This window comes from Acidovorax delafieldii, assembly GCF_007993815.1.
In the GTDB taxonomy this organism is placed as follows: Bacteria; Pseudomonadota; Gammaproteobacteria; order Burkholderiales; family Burkholderiaceae_C; genus Acidovorax; species Acidovorax delafieldii.
In genome coordinates this window covers 339,260-363,307 of record NZ_VJWE01000013.1, presented here as the reverse complement: position 1 = coordinate 363,307, position 24,048 = coordinate 339,260, and the positions used below count along the sequence as shown (strand labels likewise).

Here is a 24,048-nt window from a genome sequence, read left to right as displayed (position 1 = left end):
GAATGGCCGAAAAATCCAACAAGGTACTGCTGCAGGTCAAGGGCCTGAAAGTGGCCTACGGCGGTATCCAGGCCGTGAAGGGCGTGGACTTCGAAGTGCGTGAAGGCGAGCTTGTCTCGCTGATCGGCTCCAACGGTGCGGGCAAGACCACCACCATGAAGGCCATCACTGGCACCCTGGCCATGAACGACGGCGACATCGAGTACCTGGGCGAAAGCATCAAGGGCAAGGGCGCCTGGGACCTGGTGAAGAAGGGCCTGGTGATGGTGCCGGAAGGCCGTGGCGTGTTTGCGCGCATGACCATCACCGAAAACCTGCAAATGGGCGCCTACACGCGCTCCGACAAGGCCGGCATCCTGGCTGACATCGAGAAGATGTTCACCATTTTCCCGCGCCTGCGCGAGCGCAAGGACCAGCTGGCCGGCACCATGTCGGGCGGTGAGCAGCAGATGCTGGCGATGGGCCGCGCGCTGATGAGCCAACCCAAGGTGCTGCTGCTGGACGAGCCTTCCATGGGCCTGTCCCCCATCATGGTGGACAAGATCTTTGAGGTGGTGCGCGACGTGTACGCGCTGGGCGTGACCATCGTGCTGGTGGAGCAGAACGCCAGCCGCGCGCTGGCGATTGCCGACCGCGGCTACGTGATGGAGTCCGGCCTGATCACCATGTCGGGCCCTGGCCAGCAGTTGCTCAACGACCCCAAGGTGCGCGCTGCCTACCTGGGCGAATAAGCGACCGCAAGCCTGCGCACCGCTGGTGTGGTGCGGCGGCTGTCCAGCAAGGCACTCCCTCGGGAGTGCCTTTTTTTATGTCTGTTGGTGGGGGTGGTGTTGCAGTAAATTGCTATTAAAAATATAGCTGACAAGGTATGTAACACCAGCACAATCGATTGGTTTTGTTCATAATCGGCCGCTTCGTTCACTTCCCCAGCCTGCCGCTCCACCATGAACGCGCTCCAATCCCTGCCTATTTCTTTGCAAACGGTATTGCTGCTCACTGCCAGCAATATCTTCATGACCTTTGCGTGGTACGGCCACCTGAAGAACCTGGCGTCTTCGCCGTGGTATGTCGCGGCCCTCGTCAGCTGGGGTATCGCGCTGTTTGAATACCTGTTGCAAGTGCCGGCCAACCGCATTGGCTTCACCCAGTTCAACGTGGGGCAGCTCAAGATCATGCAAGAGGTCATCACGCTGGGCGTGTTTGTGCCCTTCGCCGTGTTCTACATGGGGCAACCCCTGAAGTGGGACTACCTTTGGGCGGGGTTGTGCCTGGTGGGGGCGGTGTATTTCATCTTCCGGGGCGCCTGAAGGCACAGGGCCTGAACGGCCAGTGTGTCGTCGCCCACGGCGCCGTGCGCATGACTGCATGAGGCAGCGGCATCAGTCCCTGCAAGGCGCACGGTTAAACTCGACGGGTCACGAAAGCGTCATGGTTCTGTCATGGCGCGGCCTTTTCTCACCATTCGTTCCCGATCCAGGAGTCTCCATGCTGTTTGCCAAGCTGTTGCCACGCGAAGGCAATTTTTTCGAAATGTTCAACCAGCATGCGGACCGCATCGTCGAGGCGGCCCGGGCCTTCTCGCAACTGGTGGCCAACTACAGCGACCCGCACCTGCGCGACAAGTACAACCAGGATGTGGACAACGCCGAGCGTGCCGCCGACCGAGTGACGCACGAGGTGAACAAGGCCATCCACAAGACCTTCATCACCCCCATCGACCGTGAGCAGATCCACACGCTGATCAACACCATGGACGATGTGGCCGACCTGATCCAGGACTCGGCTGAAACCATGGCGCTGTACGACGTGCGCCACATGACGGAAGAAATCACCCGCCTCACGGACCTGAGTCTCAAGTGCTGCGAGCGCCTGCGCGATGCCGTCAAGCTGCTCGACAAGATCGCCGACCCAGCCGTTGCCGAGGCCGCGCTCAAGACCTGCGAGGAGATCGACAAGCTCGAATCCGACGCCGACCGCGTGATGCGCAGCGCCATGAGCAAGCTGTTCCGCGAGGAGCCCGATGTCCGCGAGGTGATCAAGCTCAAGGCCATCTACGAACTGCTGGAGACGATCACCGACAAGTGCGAGGACGTGGCCAACTGTATCGAGGGCATCGTCCTCGAGAACTCCTGATCCGCGCAGGCTGACCAGTATGGAAACCGTACAGACGGCCCTCTGGGTTGTGGTTCTGCTTGTGGCCCTGGCAATCCTGTTCGACTTCATGAACGGGTTCCACGACGCGGCCAATTCGATCGCCACGGTGGTCTCCACCGGCGTGCTCAAGCCCGCGCAGGCGGTGCTGTTTGCCGCCTTCTTCAACTTTGTGGCGATCTTTGTCTTTCACCTGAGCGTGGCAGCGACGGTGGGCAAAGGCATCGTGCAGCCCGGCATTGTGGACACGCACGTGGTGTTTGGCGCTCTGGTGGGCGCGATCACCTGGAACGTGATCACCTGGTACTACGGCATCCCCAGCAGCTCCTCGCACGCCCTCATCGGCGGCATTGTGGGCGCTGTGATTGCCAAGGCTGGTGCGGGCGCGCTGATCTCGGCGGGCATCCTCAAGACCGTGGCGTTCATCTTTGTCTCGCCGCTGCTGGGTTTTGCGCTGGGTTCGCTCATGATGGTGGCCGTGGCCTGGATCTTCAGGCGCACGCGCCCGAGCAAGGTGGACAAGTGGTTCCGCCGGTTGCAGCTGTTGTCTGCGGGTGCCTACAGCCTGGGCCACGGCGGCAACGATGCGCAAAAAACCATCGGCATCATCTGGCTGCTGCTGATTGCCACCGGGTATGCATCGGCGTCTGACGCCTCGCCACCCACCTGGGCCATCATCAGCTGCTACGTGGCCATCGGCCTGGGCACCATGTTTGGCGGCTGGCGCATTGTGAAGACCATGGGCCAGAAGATCACCAAGCTCAAGCCGGTGGGCGGCTTCTGCGCCGAAACGGGTGGGGCGCTGACCTTGTTCCTGGCCACCACACTGGGCATTCCGGTGTCCACCACGCACACCATCACGGGCGCCATCGTCGGTGTGGGCTCCACCCAGCGCGCCAGTGCCGTGCGCTGGGGCGTGGCCGGCAACATCATCTGGGCGTGGATTCTGACCATCCCGGCGAGCGCATTTGTGGCCGCCGTCGCCTACTGGATCAGCCTGCAGCTGTTCTGATGGCGGAGTTATCGCGAATGCTATTGAATAGATAGCATTCAAGGCAATCAACACTAGCGCATACGCCCCATTGGGTGTGAATTTGATGGGGCGTTTGCATTGGCGCCTGCCAGCGGATCACTGCGAGATCTTGCGCGCTTCCTCGATCTGGTACTCAAAGTACCGCTGGAAACTGAACGCCAGGCTGGCCATCAGTACCGTGGTCCCGATCAGCAGGGACACCACGATGGCGCCCACGGTGATCCATTGCGTCCTGCCCGGCGCGGCGTCCGGTGCGGCGCTGGGGTTGTAGCGCGCATTCCATGCCTCGGGTGTCATCAGCGCGTACAGGATGGCGCGCAGCGCACAGGCGGCAATCGTGAAGCCCAGCAGCGGTATCAGCACCCAGCTGTAGTGGTCGTCCTGGCCGAGTTGCTGCACCCGCTGAATGCCATAGATGCCCAGCGCCGTGGGGATGGGCAACAACCAGCCGAGCATGTCGGACAGGCCATGAAGGTAAAAGCGGTGCAGGCCCAGGGGGCCGCCGACAAAGGCGAGCCAGGCGGCTACGGTTTTGTTTTTCATGGGTGCTGCGCTATTCGGGTGAAGTGGTGTCGCCCGCGCCCAGGGTCTTTTCCATGAGCACGATGTCGCGCCAGGCGCCGAACTTCCAGCCGACTGAGCGCATGATGCCCACATCGGTGAAGCCCAGGGCCCGGTGCACGCCGATCGAGCCTGCGTTGGCAGAGTCTCCAATCACCGCCAGCAGCTTGCGCACGCCAGCCGCTTCGGCCTGTACCGCCAGCTCGGCCAGCAGCTTGCGGCCCAGGCCCATGCCGCGGGCCTGATCGGCCACGTAGATCGAGTCTTCGGCCGAGAAGCGATAGGCAGGGCGGGGCTTGAACCAGTTGGCATAGGCAAAGCCCAGCACTTGACCGTCTTTCTCCGCAACCAGCCAGGGCAGGCCACGCGCCAGCACGTCAGCGCGGCGGCTTGCCATGTCGGCTTCGGAGGGGGGATCTATCTCGAAGGTGCCCGTGCCGTGGAGCACATGGTGTTGGTAAATGGCCGTGATGGCAGGAATATCGCTGTCAGTGCTGGGGCGGATAGAGGGCATTTTGGGGAAATGGATATAATCGCAGGCTTTGCAGCGTGTCGCTGGCCGGGTGGCCATGTCGCGTGTCTCAAGCGTTGCGAATATGGTTGCGAACACTGTGGCTTACGGCAAATGTTGCCGGAGTTCACCACCCGAAGGATAAATCATGGTCGTCATTCGACTCTCCCGCGGCGGCTCCAAGGGCCGTCCTTTCTTCAACATCGTCGTTGCTGACAAGCGCGTGCGCCGTGATGGCCGCTTCATCGAGCGCATCGGCTTCTACAACCCCACCGCCAAGGAATCTGAAGAAGGCCTGCGCATCGTGCAAGACCGTCTGGCTTACTGGGTGGGCGTTGGCGCCCAGTCCTCCCCCACGGTGGACCGCCTGATCAAGCAAGCCGCCAAGAAGGCTGCTTAAAGCTCCCTGAAAAGGGCGGGTTCCGTCGGCTGGTCTGGCGGAACCCGCCCTTTTCTCATTCTGGATTCACTGCCATGGCCACCACACCGTTGACCCTCGAACCCGCAGAACTGCCTGCCGACGCCGTTGAAGTGGGGCGCATCGCAGATGCCTGGGGCATCAAGGGCTGGTTCAAGGTCCTGTCGCACAGCAGCAATCCCGAGGCGCTTTTTTCGTCCAAACGCTGGTATTTGCAGCCCTCCGAGCGTGGTGTCAAGACCTTCAGCGGCACCGTGCTGCTGCCCATCCGCCAGGCCAAGGATCATTCGGACTCCGTGGTGGCCTGGGCGCAGGGCATTGATGACCGCAATGGGGCAGAGGCGTTGCGCGGTGCGCGGATTTTTGTGCCGCGATCCAGTTTTCCATCCACCTCCGAAGACGAGTACTACTGGGTCGATCTGATCGGTCTGTCGGTCTTCAACCGTGAAGGTGTGGCGCTGGGCGAGGTGCGCGAGTTGATGTCCACCGGTCCACAGACCGTGCTGGTGCTGGCCTATGAGCAGGATGGCAAGGCACAGGAGCGCATGATTCCGTTTGTCTCGGCCTTCGTGGACAAGGTGGATCTGGCCGAAAAACGCATCACCGTGGACTGGCAGCCCGACTACTGACCGCGCCGTCACGACCCGCGCCCTATGCGCTTTGACATCATCACCCTCTTTCCCGAGCTGTTCGCGCCCTTCCTGGCGAGCGGTGTGACCCGGCGCGCCTATGCCAGTGGCCAAGTCGATGTGCGCCTGTGGAACCCACGCGACTACGCCGACGGCAACTACCGCCGGGTGGATGACCGCCCGTTTGGCGGTGGCCCGGGCATGGTGATGATGGCCGAGCCCCTGGCGCGGTGCCTTGCGGCCATCCGGGCAGAGCGCGGTGAGCCCGAGGGCGGCGAGGCGTCGCTGGTTCTTTTTTCACCCATCGGCGAGTCGCTGAACCACGCCGCCGTGGAGCGCTGGTCTGCCAGCGAGGGGGCCGTGTTGCTGTGTGGGCGCTATGAAGGCATAGACCAGCGGTTCATTGACACCCATGTGAATGTTCAGATAAGCCTGGGCGACTTCGTGCTCTCGGGCGGCGAGATTGCCGCCATGGCGCTGCTGGACGCCGTGGCGCGCCTTCAGCCCGGGGTGCTCAACGACGAGGGCAGCCACCAGCTCGACAGCTTCAATCCCGCGCTCGATGGCCTGCTGGACTGCCCGCATTACACGAGGCCCGAAGAGTGGGCAGGGCAGCAGGTGCCAGCGGCCCTCATGTCGGGTCACCATGCGCAGATCGAGCGCTGGCGGCGTGATCAGCGCCTGGCCACCACGGCCCGCCACCGGCCTGATCTCATCGACGCCGCGCGCAAAGCGGGGCGTTTGGGGCCCGCCGATGAAGCCGTATTGGCCAAGCTCGGCTGAATTGCTATAATCAAAGGCTTTTCGATCCTCTGGCCGGCCGTTTTGACTGGGAGTTCTCCCGCAAAACACTGAGACGTCAATCCCGACGCAGCCATTTTTGGCGCGGACAAGATCACTAGGAAACTCACATGAACCTGATCCAGACCCTGGAAGCGGAAGAAATTGCCCGCTTGAACAAGACCATCCCCGAATTCGCCCCTGGTGACACCGTCATCGTGAGCGTGAACGTGGTGGAAGGTACCCGCAAGCGCGTGCAGGCTTACGAAGGCGTGGTGATTGCCAAGCGCAATCGCGGCCTGAACAGCGGCTTCACCGTGCGCAAGATCTCCAGCGGCGAAGGCGTGGAGCGTACGTTCCAGACCTACAGCCCGCTGATCGCCAGCATCGAAGTCAAGCGCCGCGGTGACGTGCGCCGTGCCAAGCTGTACTACCTGCGTGACCGCAGCGGTAAGTCGGCGCGTATCAAGGAAAAGCTGCCTTCGCGCGTCAAGGCTGCTGCTACCGCCGCTTAATTCAAGCAAGGCGAGGGCCTGTCCTGACAAGCCGCTACAGCATCTGCCTGTAGCGGCTTTTTTTTTGGTCCGTGGAACCTGCTTTTTGTGAACCCTTCTTCTCCTCCTGCTGTCTCATCGGTCATTGCGCCTCTGTCGAGCCTGCCCGACTTTGACCCTCGCACGGTGCCGGTGGTCGGGGTGGATGCGCACCTGCCCGCCGTGCCCCTGGCTGTGCGGACGCCCGATGCGCTGCGTGCGCGTTTTGCACAGCCACCCCGGTGGGAGCCGGAGGTGGTGCTGGAAAAGAAGTTCATGAACCGCGAGCCAGCCCACGCGTCCGTGTTGCTGGCGATCGTGTTGCGCGAGCAACCCATGGTGCTGTTGACGGAGCGCACCGCACATCTGTCCACCCATTCCGGGCAGGTGGCCTTCCCGGGCGGGCGGGCTGATCCGGAAGACGCCAGTGCTGCTGAAACCGCCTTGCGCGAAGCGCAGGAGGAGGTGGGCCTGGACCGTGAATTTGTCGAGGTACTGGGGACCTTGCCCACCTACGTGACCGGCTCGTCATTCATCATCACCCCGGTGGTCGCCCTTGTGCAGCCGGACTGTGTGCTTCGGCCCAACCCGTATGAGGTGGCCGACCTGTTTGAGGTACCGCTGGCCTTTTTGCTCGACCCAGCTCACCATCGCCGCCATGTGTTTGACCGTGATGGCGTGCACCGCGAATGGTTCTCCATGCCCTACCAGCAAGGCGACAAGACCCATTTCATCTGGGGCGCCACGGCTGGCATGCTGCGCAATTTCTACCGGTTCATGATGGCTGAATGAAGCACCCCTGAGGCGCTTCGCGCGGACGCACCCGGTGTGTGGCAGCGCGACCCCTCACGTGGGGCTCTGGCTTCGGCCATGTGGGCTTTGAGGGCTGCGGGTGGGGTCCCCGCTTCATTGGAGGATGTGTTGCTGAGGTTCGGCGGAATCACGTGCTCCCGTGGCTTGGCGCCAGTATCATTGCCCCCCATGAGTTTCTTTGCCATCCTGTTCGCTCTGCTGATCGAGCAGGCACGCCCTCTGGCTCGCAGCAATCCCATCCACGCGGGGCTGCGTGCATGGGCCTTGTCCGTGAGCCGCAATTTCGACGCGGGCAAATCGCACCACGGGTGGGTGGCGTGGAGCCTCGCGGTGCTCGTTCCCGCCCTGGTCACACTGGGCATCCACTGGCTGCTGCTGTGGGGTCTCGGCTGGCCGTTTGCGGTGCTCTGGAGCGTGGCGGTGCTATATGTCACGCTGGGTTTTCGGCAGTTCAGCCACCACTTCACCGGCATCCGCGATGCGCTGGAAGAGGGTGACGAAGACGCGGCGCGCGAGCGCCTCGCGCACTGGCAACAGGTGGATGTGGGCGCGCTGCCGCGCAGCGAGATCGTGCGCCATGTGATCGAGTATTCGGTGCTGGCTGCGCACCGGCATGTATTTGGGGTGTTGGCGTGGTTCTCGGTGCTGGCTGCGCTGGGTCTGGGGCCGACGGGGGCGGTGTTGTATCGCCTGGCTGAATTTGTCTCTCGCTACTGGCATTACAAGCAGCGCACGGGCGCATTGCCCGCCAGCGAGTCCTTGCAGCAGGCGTCCGCCCAGGCCTGGACTGCCATCGACTGGTTGCCTGCGCGGCTCACGGCTCTGAGCTTTGCGGTTGTCGGCAGTTTTGAAGAAGCGATTGAAGGCTGGCGTTTTCATGCGCAGCGGTTTCCCAACGACAACGATGGTGTGGTTCTTGCCGCCACTGCAGGGGCCATTAATGTGCGCCTGGGCGGTGAGGCGTTGAAGGCGCGCACCGAGCTGCATGCGCCACAGGGTCTGGAGATTGATGCCGACATGGGTGACAGCGACTCCACCCCCGGCCGCGAGCCTGAAGTAGGCCACCTTCGTAGCGTGGTGGGCCTGGTGTGGCGCTCGGTGGTGGTCTGGATGCTGCTGCTGGCGCTGTTGACGCTGGCCCGGTTGCTCGGCTAGCCCGTTCACCTGTCGCGCCATCTCGCGTGGCGCCGCTGGCATACGCCGGTCAATACCGGGTGTGACTCAGCTCTTCAAATAAATCGCTATATATTTTGTAGCGAGAAGGGCTTATTCCTCCAGCGCCTTGGCCCTTTTTGACTGCATCCAGCACACCGCACCCCGGCTCATGCAGGTGGGTGCAGTTGTAGAACTTGCAGGCCGTTGCATGCTCGGCGATGTCGGGCATACAGGCCGCCAGCTGCATGGGGGCGATATGGTGCAGCCCGAATTCCTGGAACCCTGGCGAGTCGATCAGTGCCGTGGTGCGCGCCGCATCCATCCAGTACCAGTGGGTGCTGGTTGTGGTGTGTTTGCCTGAATTCAGGGCCTGCGAGATTTCTCCGGTCAGCACCGAGGCGCCCGGCACCAGCAGGTTGATCAGCGTGCTCTTGCCGGACCCCGACGGGCCCAGCACCAGCGTGGTCTTGCCCTGCAAGTGTTCCATGAGCAGGGCACGGTCCACATCGCTGGACAGCGCCAGAGATAGCGGCAGCACGCCATAGTGTTTGCCGGCGCCCATGTGCCGGTACGGCAGCAGTCGCTCCCATGCGCGGGCGAAGGGTTCGACCAGATCACTCTTGTTGAGTGCAATGATGGGTTTGATGCCCTCCGCCTCTGCAGCAATCAGTGCCCGCGATAGCTGGCTTTCGGAGAACACCGGTTCCGCCGCAATCAGGATGAGTACCTGATCGAGGTTGGCGGCGAAAGATTTGGTGCGAATCTCGTCCTGTCGGTAGAACAGGTTGCGCCGTTCCTTGACCTTTTCGATGGTGCCTTCTTCGCCTTGCCCGGGCGGCGGTGCCTGCCATAGCACATGGTCGCCAACGACGGCCTGGCTTTTTTTACCGCGGGGGTGGCAGATGCGGCGCTCCCCATCCGGGGTCTCGACCATGCAATGGCGCCCATGGCTGGCCACCACGGTACCTTCCATGAGGGCGCTGCGTTCAGCCATGGTGGGCCTGCCTCACCGTGCGACCAGTGCGTCGAACTGGGTGGCGCACTCGAAGTCGGTGCTGGAGATGCCATGCACGTCGTGCGTGTTCAGTCGCACCACGCAGCGGTTGTAGTGCACAGACAGATCGGGGTGGTGGTCTTGCGCATTGGCGATGAACGCCAATGCGTTCACGAACGAGATCGTCTCGTAGTAGTTGGCGAAGTGGTAGGTCTTCTCGATGGCGACGTTGGCGCCGTCGCCACTGAGGCTCCAGCCCTCCAGTTTGGCTAGGTTTGCTACTATTTCTGTAGCTGTCAGGGCGCGTCGGGTCAGCGTGGACCAGTCTTTTTTCTTCAACATGGTAGTCATGGGTGAGCAGGGGTTTGCATGCGCGCCAGCCGTTCTGTGGCGGGTGGATGCGAGTAGTAAAACTTCACGTAGACCGGGTCTGGAGTGAGCGTGGAGGCGTTGTCTTCGTACAGCTTGAGCAAGGCCGACGACAGGTCGGCGCCGCTGGCCTGGGCCGCGGCATATGCGTCCGCCTGGAACTCATGGCGACGCGATTGTTGCGAAAACAGCGGCGAGATGAAGAAGGTAAATACCGGAACGACCAGCATGAAAAGCAGCAGTGCCAGCGCATCATTGGGTGCGGCGGCCATGGCCGGGTCCAGCGAGAGGTTGGGCCGCACACCCAGCCCGGTGTAGAACCAGACCTGTGTGGAAAGCCAGCCCAGCAGCGCAAAGCCCGCCAGGCTGAGCGCAAACATCATCACGATGCGCTGGATGATGTGGCGGTGCTTGAAGTGGCCCAGCTCATGGGCCAGCACAGCCTCGACCTCGCCAGGTGCCAGCTGGCGCAGCAGGGTGTCGTAGAACACCACGCGCTTGGCGGCACCAAAGCCAGTGAAATAGGCATTGGCGTGGGCGCTGCGGCGGCTGCCGTCCATCACGAACAGGCCCTTGGCCGAGAAGCCGCAACGCTGCATCAGCGCAGTCACGCGGGCTTTGAGCGACTCGTCTTCAAGCGGCTGGAATTTGTTGAACAGCGGTGCGATGAAGGTGGGGTAAATCACCATCAGCAGCAGGTTGAAACCCATCCAGAAGCACCAGGCCCACAGCCACCACAGCGGGCCTGCAGCGCCCATCAGCCAGAGGATCAGTGCGGCAATGGGCAGCCCGATGATGGCGCCCACCAGCAGGCCCTTGAGGGCGTCCGCCAGCCACAGGCGCCAGGTCATCTTGTTGAACCCAAACCGTTCTTCCACAACAAACGTCTGGTACAGCGATAGGGGTAGGTCGATCAGGCCGCTGATGGCTGCAAAGGCGACCAGGAATGCCATCTGTTGCCACATGCCGCCGCCCAGCACGCCAAGCAGCGCCTGGTTCAGTGCGTCCAGGCCGCCCAGCAAGGTCCAGCCCAGCAGCACGGCCGCGCCCAGCGCCATCTCCAGCATGCCCAGCCGGGCCTTGGTGATGGTGTAGTCGGCCGCCTTCTGGTGCGCCGCCAGGGCGATGCGCTCGGCAAACGGTACCGGGACCGCCGCGCGATGGCGTGCTACATGCCGGACCTGGCGCGTCGCCAGCCAGAACTTGAGGGCCAGGCCCAGCAGCAGCGCGGCTGCAAAGGCCAGGGTGAACAGCAAAGAGGGGGAAATGTCGTCAGAGGTGGGCATGTGCGGCGAGTTTAGGCCATCGGCGACAATGCGTGCCATGTCAGAAGCCAACAACCCCACCCCTGCCACGCTTGCCAAATCCGACCAGAACCTGGTCTGGCTGGACTGTGAGATGACCGGCTTGGAGCCCGACACCGACCGCCTGCTGGAGATCGCCGTGGTCGTGACCGGTCCGAGCCTGGAACCCCGCGTCGAAGGCCCCGTATTTGCCATTCACCAGCCGGATGAATTGCTGAACAAGATGGATGCCTGGAACAAAGGCACGCATGGCCGCAGCGGCCTGATCGACAAAGTGAAGGCGTCCACGGTGACGGAGGAGGAAGCGGAACAGAAGATCCTTGCTTTCCTGGCCCAGTACGTGCCCAAGGGCACTGCGCCCATGTGCGGCAACAGCATCGGTCAGGACCGGCGTTTTCTGGTGCGTTACATGCCCAAGCTCGAGCGGTTCTTTCACTACCGCAATGTGGATGTGAGCACGCTCAAGGAGCTGGCCAAGCGCTGGAAGCCCGAGGCATACACCAGCTTCAAGAAAGCGCAAAAACACACGGCCCTGGCCGATGTCCACGAGTCCATCGACGAGCTGGCGCATTACCGTCAGCACCTGTTGGCCGTGGATGTGAAAACGTCTTGAGCCACTGCTTCTCATCCCTTTTGTGAGGGGCGTGGGAGCCCTGGTGAGATCCGCGCCTTTGGCGCGCGTGTTTTACGACGACGCGGGACTGGATTCCTGGCGGAGAAGGCATTGCCACTGGCGAAAAGCAAAGGAGGGTATTGCGGGCAAACCCTTAATCGTGCAATAATCGATAGCTGCGCAGGAATCCCTCGCAGATTGTGCATCTCCCCTCACACACCGGGCTTGCCAGCCGACTGTCACTCGACAGTGCAGGACTGGCGAATAACGCCCACCCGCTCCGGCCTTCTCTGAGCCAGCGCAGGTTTCGTTTGATGGTTGATGTTTTTTAACCATTTGACGAAGCCAATCGTGGGCTGCGCCCGCGACCGTCTTCGTGAGAGAAAAATCATGACCGACACCTCTTTGGTGCAGGGCGAATTCGCGCCTGCAGACACTTCCTTTGCTGCCGACATTTCCGTGCAGTCTTCTCCCCTGGACGCCGTGGTATCAGCCGTCGAAGCCGATGCTGCTGTGACCGCTGAGCCCAATGGCTTCATCGAGCTGGGCCTGGCCCCTGAACTCGTGCAAGCCGTGGCTGATCTGGGTTACACCCAGCCCACCAGCGTGCAGCTCAAGGCGATCCCTCTGGCGATGGGCGGTGGCAACGACTCCACCAAGTTCATCGACCTCATGGTCTCCAGCCAGACGGGCAGCGGCAAGACCGCCGCCTTCCTCCTGCCTGTGCTGCACACACTGATCAACCAGCAAGCTGCTGCCGAAGCCGAAGAGCGCGCCGCTTTTGAACGCGCCGTGGCCGAAGCCGCTGCCCGTGGCGAACCTGCTCCCAAGCGCGCCAAACGCAAGGACCCTACCAGTTCGCGCAACTTCAAGGCTGCCACCCCTGGTGCCCTGATCCTGTGCCCGACCCGTGAACTGGCGCAGCAAGTCGCGCACGATGCCATCGACCTGGTCAAGCATTGCCGTGGCCTGCGTGTGGCCAATGTGGTGGGTGGCATGCCTTACCAGTTGCAGATCGCCAAACTGCAAAACGCTGACCTCGTGGTGGCAACCCCTGGCCGCCTGCTGGACCTGCAGCGCTCGATGCAAATCAAGCTCGACAAGGTGCAGTTCCTGGTCGTTGACGAAGCGGACCGTATGCTCGACCTGGGCTTCTCGGATGACCTGGCAGAACTGAACCAGCTGACCGCGCAGCGCAAGCAGACCATGATGTTCAGCGCCACATTTGCGCCCCGCATCCAGCAACTGGCCATGCGCGTGATGCACGACGGTGGTTCGTCTGTGCAGAAGGTGACCATCGATTCTCCGCAAGAGAAGCACGCCAACATCAAGCAAGTTCTGTACTGGGCCGACAATGCCCAACACAAGCGCAAGATGCTGGACCACTGGCTGCGTGACACCACGATCAACCAAGCCATTGTCTTTGCCAGCACCCAGGTGGAGTGCGACGGTTTGGCCAACGACCTGCAGCAAGAAGGCTTCTCGGCCGTCGCGTTGCATGGCGCCCTGAGCCAGGGCCTGCGCAACCGCCGTTTGATGGCGCTGCGCGCTGGTCAGGTGCAGATTCTGGTGGCTACTGACGTGGCCGCACGGGGCATCGACGTGCCTACCATCACCCACGTGTTCAACTTCGGCCTGCCCATGAAGGCTGAGGATTACACCCACCGCATCGGTCGTACCGGCCGTGCGGGCCGCGATGGCCTGGCCATCACGTTTGCCGAGTTCCGCGATCGCCGCAAGATCTACGACATTGAGTCGTACAGCCGGCAGCAGTTCAAGGCCGAAGTGATTCCGGGCATGGAGCCTTCACAGCGCGCTCCGCAGGCACCTCGCGGTGGCGATTTTGGTGGTGGCCGTGGCGCCCCGGGCCGTTCGTATGACAACCGTGATAACCAGTCGCGCGGTCGCTTCGGTGGTCCCGCACGTGGTGGCAATGATCGTGGTGGATTCGGCGGTGGCTTTGGCGGCGGCTTTGCTGGTCGTGACAACCGTGGCGCCCCTGCCCGTGGTGAAGGCGGCGGCGGTTTCGCTGGCCGTGATGACCGTGGCGGCGACCGTGGTTTTGCGCCGCGTCGTGACGGTGACGGTTATGGCCGCAAGCCTGGTTTTGGTGATACAGGCCGTGGTGGCTTTGCTCCTCGTGGCGATGCGGGTGCACCGCGCGGCGATTTCGCTCCTCGCAAGCCTGCATTTGCCAAGCCTGCCGGTGGTGGTGGCAAGCCCTTTGTGGCCCACGACGCCCGCAAGCGTCCTGCACGCCCCGCGCGCTGATTGTTGTGTGGCGCTAGCGCCGCCCTTTGTGCAAAGGCCAGTACCGTAAGGTGCTGGCCTTTTTTCATTGGGGAGGCCATTTCAGCTGCGGATGCCAACGGCGCCTCGTCAATAATGGCCGCCGGAGGAATCTGCTGTGTCGTCTTCTTTATCTTCGGGTGCGGACTTTGAGCACATGTTCGGGTTGGCGCCAGTGTCGCTCTGGTTGGAGGACTACAGTGCGCTCAAGCAGCTTTTTGAGCAGTGGCGCGCCGAAGGCGTGACCGACATCCGCCAGTTCCTGGCAGAGGACCCGGCCCGCCTGCGGGCCTGCAGTGCAGCCCTCAAGGTGCTCAAGGTGAATCAGCGCACGCTGGATCTGTTTGCCGCCGAGAGCCAGCAGGTACTGGAAGCCAATCTGGATAAGGTCTTCAGGGACGACATGCACGACGCAGTGGCGCATGAACTGTCACAGTTGTGGGACGGTCAGCTGGAATTTTCTAACCAGACAGTCAACTACGCGCTCGACGGACGCCGGCTGGATGTGCAGATCCGTGCGCGCATCCTGCCCGGTTACGAGGACAACTGGAGCCGTGTGCTGGTGTCGCTGGAGGATGTTACGGCCACTGTGCGTGCAGGTGCCGAGCTGCGCCGCAGCGAACGGTATGCACGCGATTTGTTCGAACATTCACCCGTGTCCTTGTGGGTGGAGGACTTCAGTGCGGTCAAGAGCCTGCTCGATGGTGTGCGTGCGCAGGGTATTGATGATTTCAAGACATTCATCCGGGTGCATCCCGAGTTCGTGACACGCTGCATGCACGAAATCCGGGTGATCGATGTGAACCAGCAGACCCTGCGGATGTTCGGCGCAGAGAGCAAAGAAATGCTGCTGAACAACATTGGTCGGGTGTTTCGCGGTGAGATGCACGAGTCCTTTGCGGAGCAATTGCTGGACCTGTGGGAGGGCAAGACCTTTCAACAGCGCGAAGTGGTTAACTACGCACTGTCCGGGGATGCCGTGCATATCCACATGCAGTTCTCGGTGCTTGCCGATCACATGAGCGACTGGGGCCTGGTGCTCCTGTCATTGGTGGATATCACGGCACGCAAGAAGGCCGAGGCTTATCTGGAGTACCTGGGCAAGCACGATGTGCTCACGCAATTGCGCAACCGAGCCTTTTATGCAGAGGAGCTCAACCGCCTGACCCGCAAGGGCCCTTGGCCGCTGTCCATCATCGCCATCGACCTGAATGGTCTCAAGGTGGTGAACGATGAGCAAGGCCATGCGGCGGGGGACTCCATGCTGCGCCGCGTTGGCGAGGTCTTGGCCAAGGCCGTGGATGCTCCGGCCTGCGCAGCCCGCATTGGTGGTGACGAGTTCACGGTGTTGTTGCCAGGCACGGATGAGCGAGGAGCCATGGCTTTGCAGGAGCGCATTTTGTCGATGCTCGAACTCAACAACCAGTTCTACCCTGGCCAGCATCTGAGCCTGGCCATGGGGATTGCCTGTTGCCAGTCTGGAGATGCGGTAGAAGCCGCGATCCATCGCGCAGACCAGGCGATGTATGCGGAGAAGAACCGCTATTACCAGCAAAAAAACGTGGACCGGCGGCAGCCCAGTCCTTGATCAGTCGGGTATTGATCAGAGGTGGACCGGCGTACGCCCGATCTCGGGCCAGCGATGGTGCAGACAGATCCAGGACAGCATGCCAAGGCACAACATCAGGAGTGATGACAGCGCCAGCAAAACGGTAGAGTGCATCACCAGCGGAGCGATGACGCCTGCCACCAGGCCATTGGCCGAAGAGCCGACAAACGCCTGCATGGATGAGGCCATGCCTCGGCGCTCCGGGTAGAGGTCCAGCACCAGCAGCGTCACCACCGGCACCATCAGTGCCCAGCCAAAAGAGAAGACCGCAATGGGCGCCAGAGCCCACCAGGCGTGGGGTGTGAACAGCAGATTGGCGACCAGGTTCAACACAGCCACCGAAAACATGATGACAAATCCGTGGCGGATCTGGCGCTTGGGCGGGATACGCCCTGCCAGCCGTCCACTGAGCCACGCACCGCCCATGATCCCCGAGATGGTCAGGACAAAAAACCAGAAAAACTGCGTAGGCGCCAGCGACAGGTGATCGCCAAGAAATGCTGGAGCCGAGAGAACGTACAGGAACATGCCATTGAAGGGCACGCCACTGGCCAGCGCCAGCAGCACAAAGCGCGCACTGGTGCCCAACTGCACGTAGCCGCGCATTAGATGGCGCACATGAAAGGGCTGGCGCTGCTCCACATGCAAGGTCTCTGGCAGCAGCCTGAAGTTGGCGGTCCAAAGGGCCACTCCCACGAAGGTCAGGAACCAGAAAATGCTGTGCCACCCGGTGTGGACAAACAGCCAGCCTCCGATGATGGGAGCAATCGCTGGAGCCACTCCAAAGTAGATGGTCACCTGGCTCATAACCTTCTGCGCTTGTGCTGGAGGGAACATGTCGCGGATCACCGCGCGGGAGACCACGATCCCTGCTCCCGTGGACAGGCCTTGCAGTGCCCGGAAAAAGACCAGTTGCCCGATCGTTTGCGACAGCGCACACCCTGCGGAAGCGAGCGTGAACACGGCGATGCCCCACAAGATCACGGGCCTGCGCCCAAAGCTGTCTGCCAGCGCGCCGTGGAACAGGCTCATGAACGCAAAGCCGAACAGGTAGGCGGACAGCGTCTGCTGCATTTCCACCGGTGTGGCTCCCAGCGCCGCGGCGATGCCTGAGAACGCGGGGATGTAGGTGTCGATGGAGAAAGGCCCGAGCATGCCCAGCACAGCCAACAGGATCGCGAGCGCCCAGCGGGGTGCTTTCCAGAGCAGATGGGCTTGTGGGTTCATGAGTGGTGGCAGATGGGGGTTGCGGGCACGCGAAGGACATCGCACCGCCGTGGCATCGCGGGATGGCGCGGCAGTGCGGATGGATTATGCGGGACGCATGCGGCAGGGTGCGGAGAAGGGGGCTGTCGCGCAACCCCTCGTCACGCCCCGTTCGGGCTTCAAGCCAACGTAGTCAATAGTTGTAGGGAACCCATTCACCGTTCCCCGAGCGCATCACGTACTTGCCTTCCATGTTGCGCATCACGATCACATCGGCGTTCTCTGACACAAAGGGGGTAGTGACCGGGGCTGCGAGCCGCTCCGCCAACGGGCGCGCGGAGTCGACGTAAGGGTTGTCGCGAATCAGATCGCCTAGCAAGGTGTACAAGCCCAGGTAGCTCATCGGCTGGTTCACAACCACGGGCGCTGCTGGGGCGGATGCCTCAGATGGCTTCATGCCCACCAGCTTCACCGCAGCGGGGACCAGGGTGATGCGGGGGCCAGGAATCTCCCGCATACCCGACATCTGGATTTTGTCTCCGCGCAGCGATGCGCCGTGCTCAGGGACCAGCATCACGACCACAGGGCGGCCTGCTGCCTCCAGTTCGGAGATGAACTTGTCGAAGTCGGCGAGCAGCTGTACCAAGCGGGGCTTGAATGTCTCCAGGCTGTTGCGCGAAGCCATGCCTGGCACGCGATTTCCGTCGTGCAGGGAGATGGTGTTGTAGTACAGCGCCACGGGCCCGGTGCTGCGGTCAGTGCTGCGCTTCTTCCACCATTGCGCCAACAAGGCGTGGTCGTTATAGATGGGCGAGCCGTCAAAATTCTGCATGTGCACGGGCGCGCCCTGATTGGACTGCAGCTTGCCAGCAAGGCCTCCGCGCTGTTCCAGCGCATGGGCAAACTCTTCGTACACCCCGTCGTGGTTGAGCAGTGCAGCGGTCTGGTAGCCCACTTTTTCCAGGTTGGGAAACACGTAGCACTGCGGATCAATGCCCTCGTACAGCTTGTTGTGTGGTGTTTGGCCACAGGTGCCGTGCAATACCCGCAGAGAGGCTGGTCCGCTGTAGCTGGCAGCGCTGTTGAAGTTGGTGAACAACACATCAAAACGCTTGAGGAATGGGTTGTCCCGCTGTCCTACAAAGTCCATGTCATCCCACGACAAGGAGCACACATGCAGCAGGATGATGTCGAATGCCGGGGGCGTATTGGGCGCGGTGAACTGGACGCGCCTTTGGCTTTCGCTCGCGTAAAAGCGTTGCAGCAGAGCGTCTGGCGACGTGTCCTGATTGTCGTTGGGCGCGGCGGCCGAGTTCAATCCGCTTGCTGCGGCCATGGTGGCCTGGGGCGTAGCCGCCTGCTCCTGCAGGGCCGCTACCACCGGTACGCTCAACAACGCCAGCAATGCAAACGTCCCCGCACGCACCCGCCGGGCCAGTGCTGCATAAAGCACGATGCCGACCAGTCCCACCAGCAGCATTTCAGGGTTGAACACCCGCTGGGCAAGTTCCAGCCAGTAGTCCGCGCTGAAGCCACTCAGCGCTTTGAGCTGCGACAGCACGCGTCCTGGGCTGGGAAGGTAAGAGTCGGCATACAGCAGTGCGATGGCAGCCGCTACGGCGACTGCAGCGCGTACACGGCGCCACCTCTTGTGCGCAATGGGGGGCAGCATGGACGCCCACAACAGCAGGTTCAGCCACCAGTTCAAGCCGATATAGCCACCAAAGTACAGGCCCACCTTGGCAAGGAAAATCAAATGCCAGAAGCTCATGCCGGCAGCCTTTCTTGCCCGCGCTGCTTGCGAAGGGGCCATCGGCTGCGTGCCGACTCCACCAGCGAAGTCCAGAACTTGCGGTAGCCCAGCACGCCCAGCTGCGCGATTTCCTGCAGGCCATGCAAAGGTCGGTCGGTATCGTGGCTGTCGTTCCATTGCCTCCAGGTGTCGGGGCGGGCAAAGGTGCACTGCACCAGGTCGATTTGTTGTTCGCGCGTCATGGGGTCAAACTGAAAACCGGTGGCGCTCTGGCCTCTGTGCAACATCACCGTGGCTGGAAAGGTGCATTCCATATCGTTGCGCCACAGTCCCACCTGCACCTTGTCTCCCACGGCCAGTGGAGTGCCTTCAGGCAATTGCAGGCCTACACCAGTCATGGAAAAGTCGATGCAAAGGGCCTGAAGCACGGTTCCGTCGTCCTGGTACAAGGTTGCGGGCAATTGCGTGGCCACGCGGTGCATTCGCCGCACCTGGCGTGCTTCGGATGCCACACCCAACGCAGCACCCAGCATGAGGATGCTGTAGACCGTCCATAGCAGATTGAGGAGTACGGTGGCGGTTTCCTCGGTATTCCAAAAGAACAGGCGCAGCAGCCCCATGCCGAAGGCTGCGAAGTTAAGCAGGACCAGCACGGTGTAGGGGCGGGAGATCACCCAGTCGAAGTACGGCTCGTCCACCAGCCCGCCCTTGGCTGTCACGTTGAACTTGCCAAGGCGCGGATTGATCAGAGCCACCGTGGTGGGCAGGGCCACGTACCAGGCCAACACCGTTTCGTAGACCTCAGCCCAGAACGTGTGCCGGTGCTCGCCTTGCACGTGCGCATTGGCGATGTTGGACTGCAGGATGTATGGCAGCACATACAGCGCGATCATGATGGCGCCCGCGTTGATGATGTGCCATTCAAAAAACAAGAAGGCCATGGGCGCGGTGAGGAACACCAGCCGCGGCAGCCCGAAGAAGAAGTGCACCATGGCGTTGGCATAGCAGATGCGCTGCCACAGCGTGAGGCCCTTGCCCAGGAAGGGGTTGTCCACGCGGAAGATCTGCGCCATGCCTCGCGCCCAGCGGATGCGTTGGCCCACATGGGCCGACAGGCTCTCGGTGGCCAGGCCGGCGGCCTGCGTCTCATTGATGTAAGCCGTGGTGTAGCCGCGCCGGTGCAGCTTGAGGGCGGTGTGCGCATCCTCGGTCACGGTTTCCACTGCGATGCCGCCCACTTCTAGCAAAGGGCCGCGCCGTATCACCGCGCAGGAACCGCAGAAGAACGTGGCGTTCCAGAAATCATTGCCATCCTGGATCAGACCGTAGAACAGGGCACCTTCGTTGGGCACACGGCGGAAGGTGCCCAGGTTGCGCTCAAACGGGTCAGGTGAGAAGAAGTGGTGCGGCGTTTGCAGCATGGCGCACTTCGGGTCGCGCTGGAACCAGCCCACGGCCGTGGTCAGGAAGGAGCGTGTGGGAATGTGGTCGCAGTCGAAGATGGCGATCAGCTCACCATCGGTCTTGCCCAGCGCATGGTTCAGGTTGCCAGCCTTGGCGTGGTTGTTGTCGGGCCGCACGATATAGCCCACGCCCATGGATTCGGCAAAGGCACGGAATTCCTCGCGCCGCCCATCGTCCAGGATGAAGACCTTGACCTTGTCTTTGGGCCAGTCCAGTGCCATCGACGCCAGCACCGTGGTGCGCACCACACTCAGCGGCTCGTTATAGGTGGGGATGTACACATCCACCGTGGGCCAGGACGCGGGTGCGCCTTGCAGCTCCGCCGGACTGCGGTGCAGGGGCCAGGCAGTCTGTATGAAGCCCAGCACCACCACCAACCAGGTGTAAGCCTCTGCCGCCAGCAGGCCGTAGCCCAGGAAGGACTCGATGACCGAGTCGAATTCAATCGATGAAGTCAGGCGCCACCAGGCGTAACGCCCCATCGCCAGCAGGCTGATCGCTGCAAGCGCCAGCGAAGGATAGCGGCCTGGCAGGCGCCGGAGCACCAGGGACAGTCCCCAGCAGAGCAGCATGAACAACAGTTGCCCGAACCAGTTGAATGGGGTGGTCATGACGACCAGACCGGTGACCGCCCCCACCGCCAGGATCACCCAGCGCAGGCCAGGAATCTCCAGGGCCGGTGTGAGCCACTGGTCTGCCAGTCGCATGCCCTTGCCCACGTTGACGTGGGTGGCCAGGCGGTCCATGGCACGCAGGAAAAGCCGGATGGGCCAGAAAACCAGTGTCAGCGCCAGTGCCAGGACTCGCCAGAGCCAGCGCATGGCCCAGCCGAGGCCTGCCCAAAGCCCGCGCACTGGGCGTAGCAACCAGGGGCGCAATGCGCGCTGTGGCGAGGGTGGCAGAACGAAACAGCGCCACAACCACATCCACCAGGGAGCCTCATGCCCGACCTCAAGCTGGCGCCCGAGCCACATCAGTGCCTTGCGAGTGGGCACCAGTGCGTCCGCTTGTTCGGTGGCCGGTGTGGGTGTGGTGGTGCCCGAGGGCGCCTGGTCTGTCATGGTGCAACCACTCCAGCTGCGGGCGCAGGCAGCGGCGCCAACGGAGGCACTGCCGACAGCCAGTGGAAGATGCCCTGGAGATCGTGCGCGGACTGTGCATGCGGTGCCATGCCGTTCACGCATTGCGATGCGGCCAGTGCACGTGAGAGGTTCTCGTCTTCATGCACGGTATAGGGCAGCAATTGGCTTCCCCACTGCTGGCGCAATGTGCTGAGCGCCTCCCGTTGCGATACGCGGCGCGGGTCAAAACGCGTGACTGCGATGCCCTGCACGTTGGGCGTTGCTGGCGACGCCTGCAGCATGGCGCGTACGGCGTCCGTGCTGGCACATCCGCGCGCAGACGCTTCCATGACCACCAACACCGCATCTGCGCAGCGCAGCGCTGCCTGGGCCAGCGGCGAAGGCCATTGCGGTGTGTCCAGCACTATCGTGCAATCCTCTGGTACGTCGAGCAGTTCCACCTGGTCTTGCAGCCACTGTGGGTTGGCAGCGAGCAACTGGTGGAGCGTCGTGATGGTTTCTGGTGCCGCTGGGCCAAAGGGCAGAACGCAGACGCCGTCCGTGTTGTCGAAGCTGCCGTCTGCCCACCAAGAGTCTGTGGCGGCAAGTGCTGCCCATCCCTGACTGGCGGGGCGGGGCATGCCCAGGTGTATGCCCAGCAGATTCTGGGCACAGAGTTCTACGGCCAAGGTGTGTTGGCCTTGACGGGCGCCAATGGACGCCAGGTGGGCGACCATGGTGGTACGCCCGGACCCGCCGAGCGGCGAAACGACAGCAATCACGCGCATGCAAACTCTTTGTTCATGGGGCTTTGGTCATCCCACCTTTTTGGGTAATGGGCGACTCGCTTTGCGGAAGGTTTGGCCGATAGGGCTGCACGCAGCGTAACGGCTGGCGCCCCTTCAGCACGCGGCGCAGCAGCCAACCACACGGCCAAGCCAGCAAGACGCCCAGCAGCACGTAAACAAGCATCCATGCCGTCATGCAGACGTCCTTCCAAGGGGGCGTGGCGCGGCGCGCTGTCCGATAGGGCGTGGTCGCATTTGCGGTCTTGTCACAACGAGCGGCGAGGCCGCGGACTGTTGGCTCTCTACGTTGGTGTGCTTTGGCAGTGCCAGCGCATCCTCTCTTAACTGCGCCAAGGGCGTGGCAGGAGGAGCCTCCAGGGCGGCAGGTGTGGGGGCGCTGACTGCTGCCAAGATGGCACTGTAGTCAGGTAAGCCCTTGCGCAGGGATTCTTGCAACTGTTCAGTCATCGCGCGTATGCCCGGCGCTGAGCAGTCCGTAGCTTGCGAAGTGAAAAGCTGGGTCAGCGGCAGCGCGAATACCCGTTGCAGTGCCAGCTCTACATCGGGCTCCCGGCAGGCGAACAGGAACACGTAGATCGCTTCGTGGTCGGCCGTGAACAAGTCGCCATCGCGCGAGGTGTGGCAGGCGCGCAAAGCATCGAGGTGCGGCATCCGGTCCAGCATGTTGAGCCGTATCAGACTGTGCGACAGGCCAATGTCATGGGTGCGGTCGAGCATGCCGCGTACCAACGTACAGAATCGTCCCGGGGCCTGGTAGCCCCGCTCGCGGGGGGGCATGAAGCTGTCGAGCGCCTGAGCGTAGTCGGGGTGGACTTTGCGGGTGTGGCTCTGAGCGTTGATGTCCTGCAGCAGTTGCAGCAGTCGCGAGAAACCCACCTCTTTGTAGACCACCGCGCTGGCGCCCAGTTGCAGCAGTGCCTGTTCGCTGTGGGTGCGCAACTTGCCGAGGTTCTCGCGCACCACAATCTTGAGCGTTGGGGGGCGCGAGAGACGCAGGTGGTGCACCAGGCGTGCGCGGGATTCAAAATCCCCCGCAGAGCCCGCGTCGATCAGCACCGTGGAGGCCACGCAGGTCGCAGCAGCCACTTCGATGTCCTCCAGCCCATCGACGATGCGCCAGTGGCCAGGGATACCGCGCTGCCCCTCCACCGATGCCCGGGTTGCCAGCACGCCCCATTGGTCGGCTGCAGTGACCAGTTCGGGGGTAGCGCCTTGGGTGCGCGTGCCGTCGGCAGTCAGTCGGTGTGTGCTGGCGTCTTGCACCAGGCCAAAGCCGGTCTGAAACAGCGCCCCGGTGTCCGAACCCCAGCGGTCCAGGCTCAGGCGCCAGCGGTCAGCGTCAGCATGCAAGGTGGCGATGTGCATGGACATCTGGCACAGGTTGCGCAGCGTTGGCAAAAGGGCAGTGGCATCCAGCGGCGGGGTGAACCCCAGTACCACCGGGCGCTGCCGTTGGCGGCACAGGGCGCTGAGCTGGTCGCTGACATGTGCGAGTTGGGCAATGTTCAGTCCGGACAGCAGGTTCTGTGTGTCGCACAGATACAGCGCGTGCTGTGGCAGCAGACCGGTCCGTTCAAGCTCCTGCACGAGTGGACTGAGTCCATGGCGCTGTACTTGCGCCTGCAACCCAGGCGATAGCGCCCAGAGCTTGAGCCGACCAGCGCGGTAAGCCGCTCGTAGCTCGGGGTACTCCAGCAACTCGTCCAGCCACTGCGTGCTGGACGCCACCAGCCCCAAGGGGCCAGCGGCCAAAGCGTCTTCGATCAGCGCGGGAAACCATGCCGCAGCGCTTCTGCTGTCGGCGGCAACCAAAGAGACGGGCACATGGGATGGCAACTGGCCAATGCCGTCTGGCAGGCCTGCGATGCCGATGCTTGTCGGTCGCTGGATGGCGCTGGCTGTACCCAAAGAGGGCCAAAGGCGCTGGGCGAGCGAGTGCAGCACACTGGTTGCAGGTGGGCTCTTGCGTGAGGATGAAGCGGCAGAGGACATG

General features: G+C 62.5%; 25 protein-coding genes. 13 read left to right on the top strand and 12 right to left on the bottom strand.

Features of this window, described 5'->3' with window-relative positions; all coding sequences use genetic code 11:
- Nucleotides 1-2: 2 nt before the first annotated feature.
- A complete protein-coding gene (locus tag ATF69_RS13690; RefSeq protein WP_056061060.1) occupies nucleotides 3-731 on the top strand; it encodes an ABC transporter ATP-binding protein in 729 nt (242 codons plus the stop codon).
- Here the strand turns inward: ATF69_RS13690 and ATF69_RS23155 are convergent.
- A complete protein-coding gene (locus tag ATF69_RS23155; RefSeq protein ID WP_162251097.1) occupies nucleotides 716-1,015 on the bottom strand; it encodes a hypothetical protein in 300 nt (99 codons plus the stop codon). The genes ATF69_RS13690 and ATF69_RS23155 overlap by 16 nt on opposite strands.
- Between ATF69_RS23155 and ATF69_RS13685 the strand changes: the two genes are divergently transcribed.
- The 3 genes from ATF69_RS13685 to ATF69_RS13675 all read left to right on the top strand — a co-directional run bounded on the left by ATF69_RS13685 (nucleotide 945) and on the right by ATF69_RS13675 (nucleotide 3,163).
- On the top strand, nucleotides 945-1,307 hold the full coding sequence (locus ATF69_RS13685) for a DMT family protein (RefSeq protein WP_015013099.1): 363 nt from the start codon (nucleotides 945-947) through the stop codon (nucleotides 1,305-1,307). The genes ATF69_RS23155 and ATF69_RS13685 overlap by 71 nt on opposite strands.
- Before the next feature lie 178 nt (nucleotides 1,308-1,485).
- The gene (locus ATF69_RS13680) at nucleotides 1,486-2,133 is read left to right on the top strand and encodes a DUF47 domain-containing protein (protein ID WP_055403060.1); all 648 of its coding nucleotides are present in this window, start codon (nucleotides 1,486-1,488) and stop codon (nucleotides 2,131-2,133) included.
- Nucleotides 2,134-2,152: 19 nt separating this feature from the next.
- The gene (locus ATF69_RS13675; protein WP_116749216.1) at nucleotides 2,153-3,163 is read left to right on the top strand and encodes an inorganic phosphate transporter; all 1,011 of its coding nucleotides are present in this window, start codon (nucleotides 2,153-2,155) and stop codon (nucleotides 3,161-3,163) included.
- A 117-nt stretch (nucleotides 3,164-3,280) separates the two neighbouring features.
- Here ATF69_RS13675 and ATF69_RS13670 read toward each other — a convergent pair whose 3' ends face one another.
- Nucleotides 3,281-3,727: a TM2 domain-containing protein gene (locus tag ATF69_RS13670; protein WP_056061068.1), complete on the bottom strand. Its 447-nt coding sequence runs from the start codon at nucleotides 3,725-3,727 to the stop codon at nucleotides 3,281-3,283.
- A gap of 10 nt (nucleotides 3,728-3,737) precedes the next feature.
- Nucleotides 3,738-4,259 carry a GNAT family N-acetyltransferase gene (locus ATF69_RS13665; protein WP_056061071.1) on the bottom strand — a complete coding sequence of 174 codons (522 nt, stop codon included), beginning with the start codon at nucleotides 4,257-4,259 and terminating at the stop codon, nucleotides 3,738-3,740.
- A 145-nt stretch (nucleotides 4,260-4,404) separates the two neighbouring features.
- Here ATF69_RS13665 and rpsP point away from each other — a divergent pair, with 145 nt between their 5' ends.
- From rpsP to ATF69_RS13635, 6 genes are all read left to right on the top strand, one after another.
- A complete protein-coding gene (gene rpsP / locus ATF69_RS13660; RefSeq protein WP_015013104.1) occupies nucleotides 4,405-4,656 on the top strand; it encodes a 30S ribosomal protein S16 in 252 nt (83 codons plus the stop codon).
- 74 nt (nucleotides 4,657-4,730) lie between these two features.
- Complete coding sequence (gene rimM / locus ATF69_RS13655) at nucleotides 4,731-5,303, top strand: ribosome maturation factor RimM (RefSeq protein WP_146871300.1); 573 nt, start codon at nucleotides 4,731-4,733, stop codon at nucleotides 5,301-5,303.
- Nucleotides 5,304-5,327: 24 nt separating this feature from the next.
- On the top strand, nucleotides 5,328-6,086 hold the full coding sequence (trmD, locus tag ATF69_RS13650; RefSeq protein WP_146871299.1) for a tRNA (guanosine(37)-N1)-methyltransferase TrmD: 759 nt from the start codon (nucleotides 5,328-5,330) through the stop codon (nucleotides 6,084-6,086).
- A gap of 128 nt (nucleotides 6,087-6,214) precedes the next feature.
- Nucleotides 6,215-6,598 (top strand): 50S ribosomal protein L19, encoded by a 384-nt coding sequence (gene rplS, locus ATF69_RS13645; RefSeq protein WP_056061081.1) that lies wholly within the window; start codon nucleotides 6,215-6,217, stop codon nucleotides 6,596-6,598.
- Between the two features lie 87 nt (nucleotides 6,599-6,685).
- On the top strand, nucleotides 6,686-7,408 hold the full coding sequence (locus ATF69_RS13640; protein WP_208758729.1) for a CoA pyrophosphatase: 723 nt from the start codon (nucleotides 6,686-6,688) through the stop codon (nucleotides 7,406-7,408).
- 189 nt (nucleotides 7,409-7,597) lie between these two features.
- Nucleotides 7,598-8,584, top strand: coding sequence for a CobD/CbiB family protein (locus ATF69_RS13635; RefSeq protein ID WP_056747487.1), 987 nt, complete (start codon nucleotides 7,598-7,600; stop codon nucleotides 8,582-8,584).
- Nucleotides 8,585-8,633: 49 nt separating this feature from the next.
- Here ATF69_RS13635 and rsgA read toward each other — a convergent pair whose 3' ends face one another.
- From rsgA to ATF69_RS13620, 3 genes are read right to left on the bottom strand one after another with little or no spacing between them, the layout of a single operon-like run.
- A complete protein-coding gene (gene rsgA, locus ATF69_RS13630; RefSeq protein WP_056747488.1) occupies nucleotides 8,634-9,578 on the bottom strand; it encodes a ribosome small subunit-dependent GTPase A in 945 nt (314 codons plus the stop codon).
- 12 nt (nucleotides 9,579-9,590) lie between these two features.
- A complete protein-coding gene (locus ATF69_RS13625; protein ID WP_146871298.1) occupies nucleotides 9,591-9,929 on the bottom strand; it encodes a 4a-hydroxytetrahydrobiopterin dehydratase in 339 nt (112 codons plus the stop codon).
- A complete protein-coding gene (locus ATF69_RS13620) occupies nucleotides 9,926-11,233 on the bottom strand; it encodes a M48 family metallopeptidase (RefSeq protein ID WP_056747746.1) in 1,308 nt (435 codons plus the stop codon). Before ATF69_RS13620 ends, ATF69_RS13625 begins: the two co-directional genes overlap by 4 nt.
- A gap of 37 nt (nucleotides 11,234-11,270) precedes the next feature.
- On the opposite strand from ATF69_RS13620, the gene orn reads away from it, so the two are divergent.
- The 3 genes from orn (at nucleotide 11,271) to ATF69_RS13605 (ending at nucleotide 15,741) form a co-directional block, all read left to right on the top strand.
- Nucleotides 11,271-11,864 (top strand): oligoribonuclease, encoded by a 594-nt coding sequence (gene orn, locus ATF69_RS13615; protein WP_056062110.1) that lies wholly within the window; start codon nucleotides 11,271-11,273, stop codon nucleotides 11,862-11,864.
- 390 nt (nucleotides 11,865-12,254) lie between these two features.
- Entirely contained in the window at nucleotides 12,255-14,135 is a 1,881-nt protein-coding gene (locus tag ATF69_RS13610) for a DEAD/DEAH box helicase (RefSeq protein ID WP_108498108.1), read from the top strand.
- Nucleotides 14,136-14,271: 136 nt separating this feature from the next.
- A complete protein-coding gene (locus ATF69_RS13605; RefSeq protein WP_167514355.1) occupies nucleotides 14,272-15,741 on the top strand; it encodes a sensor domain-containing diguanylate cyclase in 1,470 nt (489 codons plus the stop codon).
- 15 nt (nucleotides 15,742-15,756) lie between these two features.
- Here the strand turns inward: ATF69_RS13605 and ATF69_RS13600 are convergent, their stop codons facing one another.
- The 6 genes from ATF69_RS13600 to ATF69_RS13575 form a co-directional block, all read right to left on the bottom strand.
- The gene (locus tag ATF69_RS13600; RefSeq protein WP_099729615.1) at nucleotides 15,757-16,989 is read right to left on the bottom strand and encodes a multidrug effflux MFS transporter; all 1,233 of its coding nucleotides are present in this window, start codon (nucleotides 16,987-16,989) and stop codon (nucleotides 15,757-15,759) included.
- Between the two features lie 172 nt (nucleotides 16,990-17,161).
- On the bottom strand, nucleotides 17,162-18,739 hold the full coding sequence (bcsG, locus tag ATF69_RS13595; RefSeq protein ID WP_099729616.1) for a cellulose biosynthesis protein BcsG: 1,578 nt from the start codon (nucleotides 18,737-18,739) through the stop codon (nucleotides 17,162-17,164).
- Nucleotides 18,736-21,246, bottom strand: a complete 2,511-nt coding sequence (gene bcsA, locus ATF69_RS13590; RefSeq protein WP_233193705.1) for a UDP-forming cellulose synthase catalytic subunit — start codon at nucleotides 21,244-21,246, stop codon at nucleotides 18,736-18,738. Before bcsA ends, bcsG begins: the two co-directional genes overlap by 4 nt.
- Nucleotides 21,243-22,034, bottom strand: a complete 792-nt coding sequence (gene bcsQ, locus ATF69_RS13585; RefSeq protein ID WP_146871297.1) for a cellulose biosynthesis protein BcsQ — start codon at nucleotides 22,032-22,034, stop codon at nucleotides 21,243-21,245. The genes bcsA and bcsQ overlap by 4 nt, the downstream gene beginning before the upstream one ends.
- Before the next feature lie 13 nt (nucleotides 22,035-22,047).
- Nucleotides 22,048-22,230, bottom strand: a complete 183-nt coding sequence (locus ATF69_RS13580; RefSeq protein ID WP_143227243.1) for a hypothetical protein — start codon at nucleotides 22,228-22,230, stop codon at nucleotides 22,048-22,050.
- Complete coding sequence (locus tag ATF69_RS13575; RefSeq protein WP_158236066.1) at nucleotides 22,227-24,047, bottom strand: BcsE family c-di-GMP-binding protein; 1,821 nt, start codon at nucleotides 24,045-24,047, stop codon at nucleotides 22,227-22,229. The genes ATF69_RS13580 and ATF69_RS13575 overlap by 4 nt, the downstream gene beginning before the upstream one ends.
- Nucleotide 24,048 lies beyond the last annotated feature (1 nt).

Bases quoted from the DNA above. Each gene is read 5' to 3' on its own strand.
- ATF69_RS13680 (WP_055403060.1), top strand. From the start codon at position 1,486: ATGCTGTTTGCCAAGCTGTTGCCACGCGAAGGCAATTTTTTCGAAATG.
- rplS (WP_056061081.1), top strand. From the start codon at position 6,215: ATGAACCTGATCCAGACCCTGGAAGCGGAAGAAATTGCCCGCTTGAAC.
- ATF69_RS13685 (WP_015013099.1), top strand. From the start codon at position 945: ATGAACGCGCTCCAATCCCTGCCTATTTCTTTGCAAACGGTATTGCTG.
- ATF69_RS13625 (WP_146871298.1), bottom strand. From the start codon at position 9,929: ATGACTACCATGTTGAAGAAAAAAGACTGGTCCACGCTGACCCGACGC.
- bcsG (WP_099729616.1), bottom strand. From the start codon at position 18,739: ATGAGCTTCTGGCATTTGATTTTCCTTGCCAAGGTGGGCCTGTACTTT.
- ATF69_RS13600 (WP_099729615.1), bottom strand. From the start codon at position 16,989: ATGAACCCACAAGCCCATCTGCTCTGGAAAGCACCCCGCTGGGCGCTC.
- ATF69_RS13690 (WP_056061060.1), top strand. From the start codon at position 3: ATGGCCGAAAAATCCAACAAGGTACTGCTGCAGGTCAAGGGCCTGAAA.
- ATF69_RS13580 (WP_143227243.1), bottom strand. From the start codon at position 22,230: ATGACGGCATGGATGCTTGTTTACGTGCTGCTGGGCGTCTTGCTGGCT.
- ATF69_RS13665 (WP_056061071.1), bottom strand. From the start codon at position 4,259: ATGCCCTCTATCCGCCCCAGCACTGACAGCGATATTCCTGCCATCACG.
- orn (WP_056062110.1), top strand. From the start codon at position 11,271: ATGTCAGAAGCCAACAACCCCACCCCTGCCACGCTTGCCAAATCCGAC.
- ATF69_RS13675 (WP_116749216.1), top strand. From the start codon at position 2,153: ATGGAAACCGTACAGACGGCCCTCTGGGTTGTGGTTCTGCTTGTGGCC.
- rimM (WP_146871300.1), top strand. From the start codon at position 4,731: ATGGCCACCACACCGTTGACCCTCGAACCCGCAGAACTGCCTGCCGAC.
- ATF69_RS13620 (WP_056747746.1), bottom strand. From the start codon at position 11,233: ATGCCCACCTCTGACGACATTTCCCCCTCTTTGCTGTTCACCCTGGCC.
- rpsP (WP_015013104.1), top strand. From the start codon at position 4,405: ATGGTCGTCATTCGACTCTCCCGCGGCGGCTCCAAGGGCCGTCCTTTC.
- ATF69_RS13610 (WP_108498108.1), top strand. From the start codon at position 12,255: ATGACCGACACCTCTTTGGTGCAGGGCGAATTCGCGCCTGCAGACACT.
- rsgA (WP_056747488.1), bottom strand. From the start codon at position 9,578: ATGGCTGAACGCAGCGCCCTCATGGAAGGTACCGTGGTGGCCAGCCAT.
- ATF69_RS13575 (WP_158236066.1), bottom strand. From the start codon at position 24,047: ATGTCCTCTGCCGCTTCATCCTCACGCAAGAGCCCACCTGCAACCAGT.
- trmD (WP_146871299.1), top strand. From the start codon at position 5,328: ATGCGCTTTGACATCATCACCCTCTTTCCCGAGCTGTTCGCGCCCTTC.
- ATF69_RS23155 (WP_162251097.1), bottom strand. From the start codon at position 1,015: ATGAAGATATTGCTGGCAGTGAGCAGCAATACCGTTTGCAAAGAAATA.
- bcsA (WP_233193705.1), bottom strand. From the start codon at position 21,246: ATGACAGACCAGGCGCCCTCGGGCACCACCACACCCACACCGGCCACC.
- ATF69_RS13670 (WP_056061068.1), bottom strand. From the start codon at position 3,727: ATGAAAAACAAAACCGTAGCCGCCTGGCTCGCCTTTGTCGGCGGCCCC.
- ATF69_RS13635 (WP_056747487.1), top strand. From the start codon at position 7,598: ATGAGTTTCTTTGCCATCCTGTTCGCTCTGCTGATCGAGCAGGCACGC.
- bcsQ (WP_146871297.1), bottom strand. From the start codon at position 22,034: ATGCGCGTGATTGCTGTCGTTTCGCCGCTCGGCGGGTCCGGGCGTACC.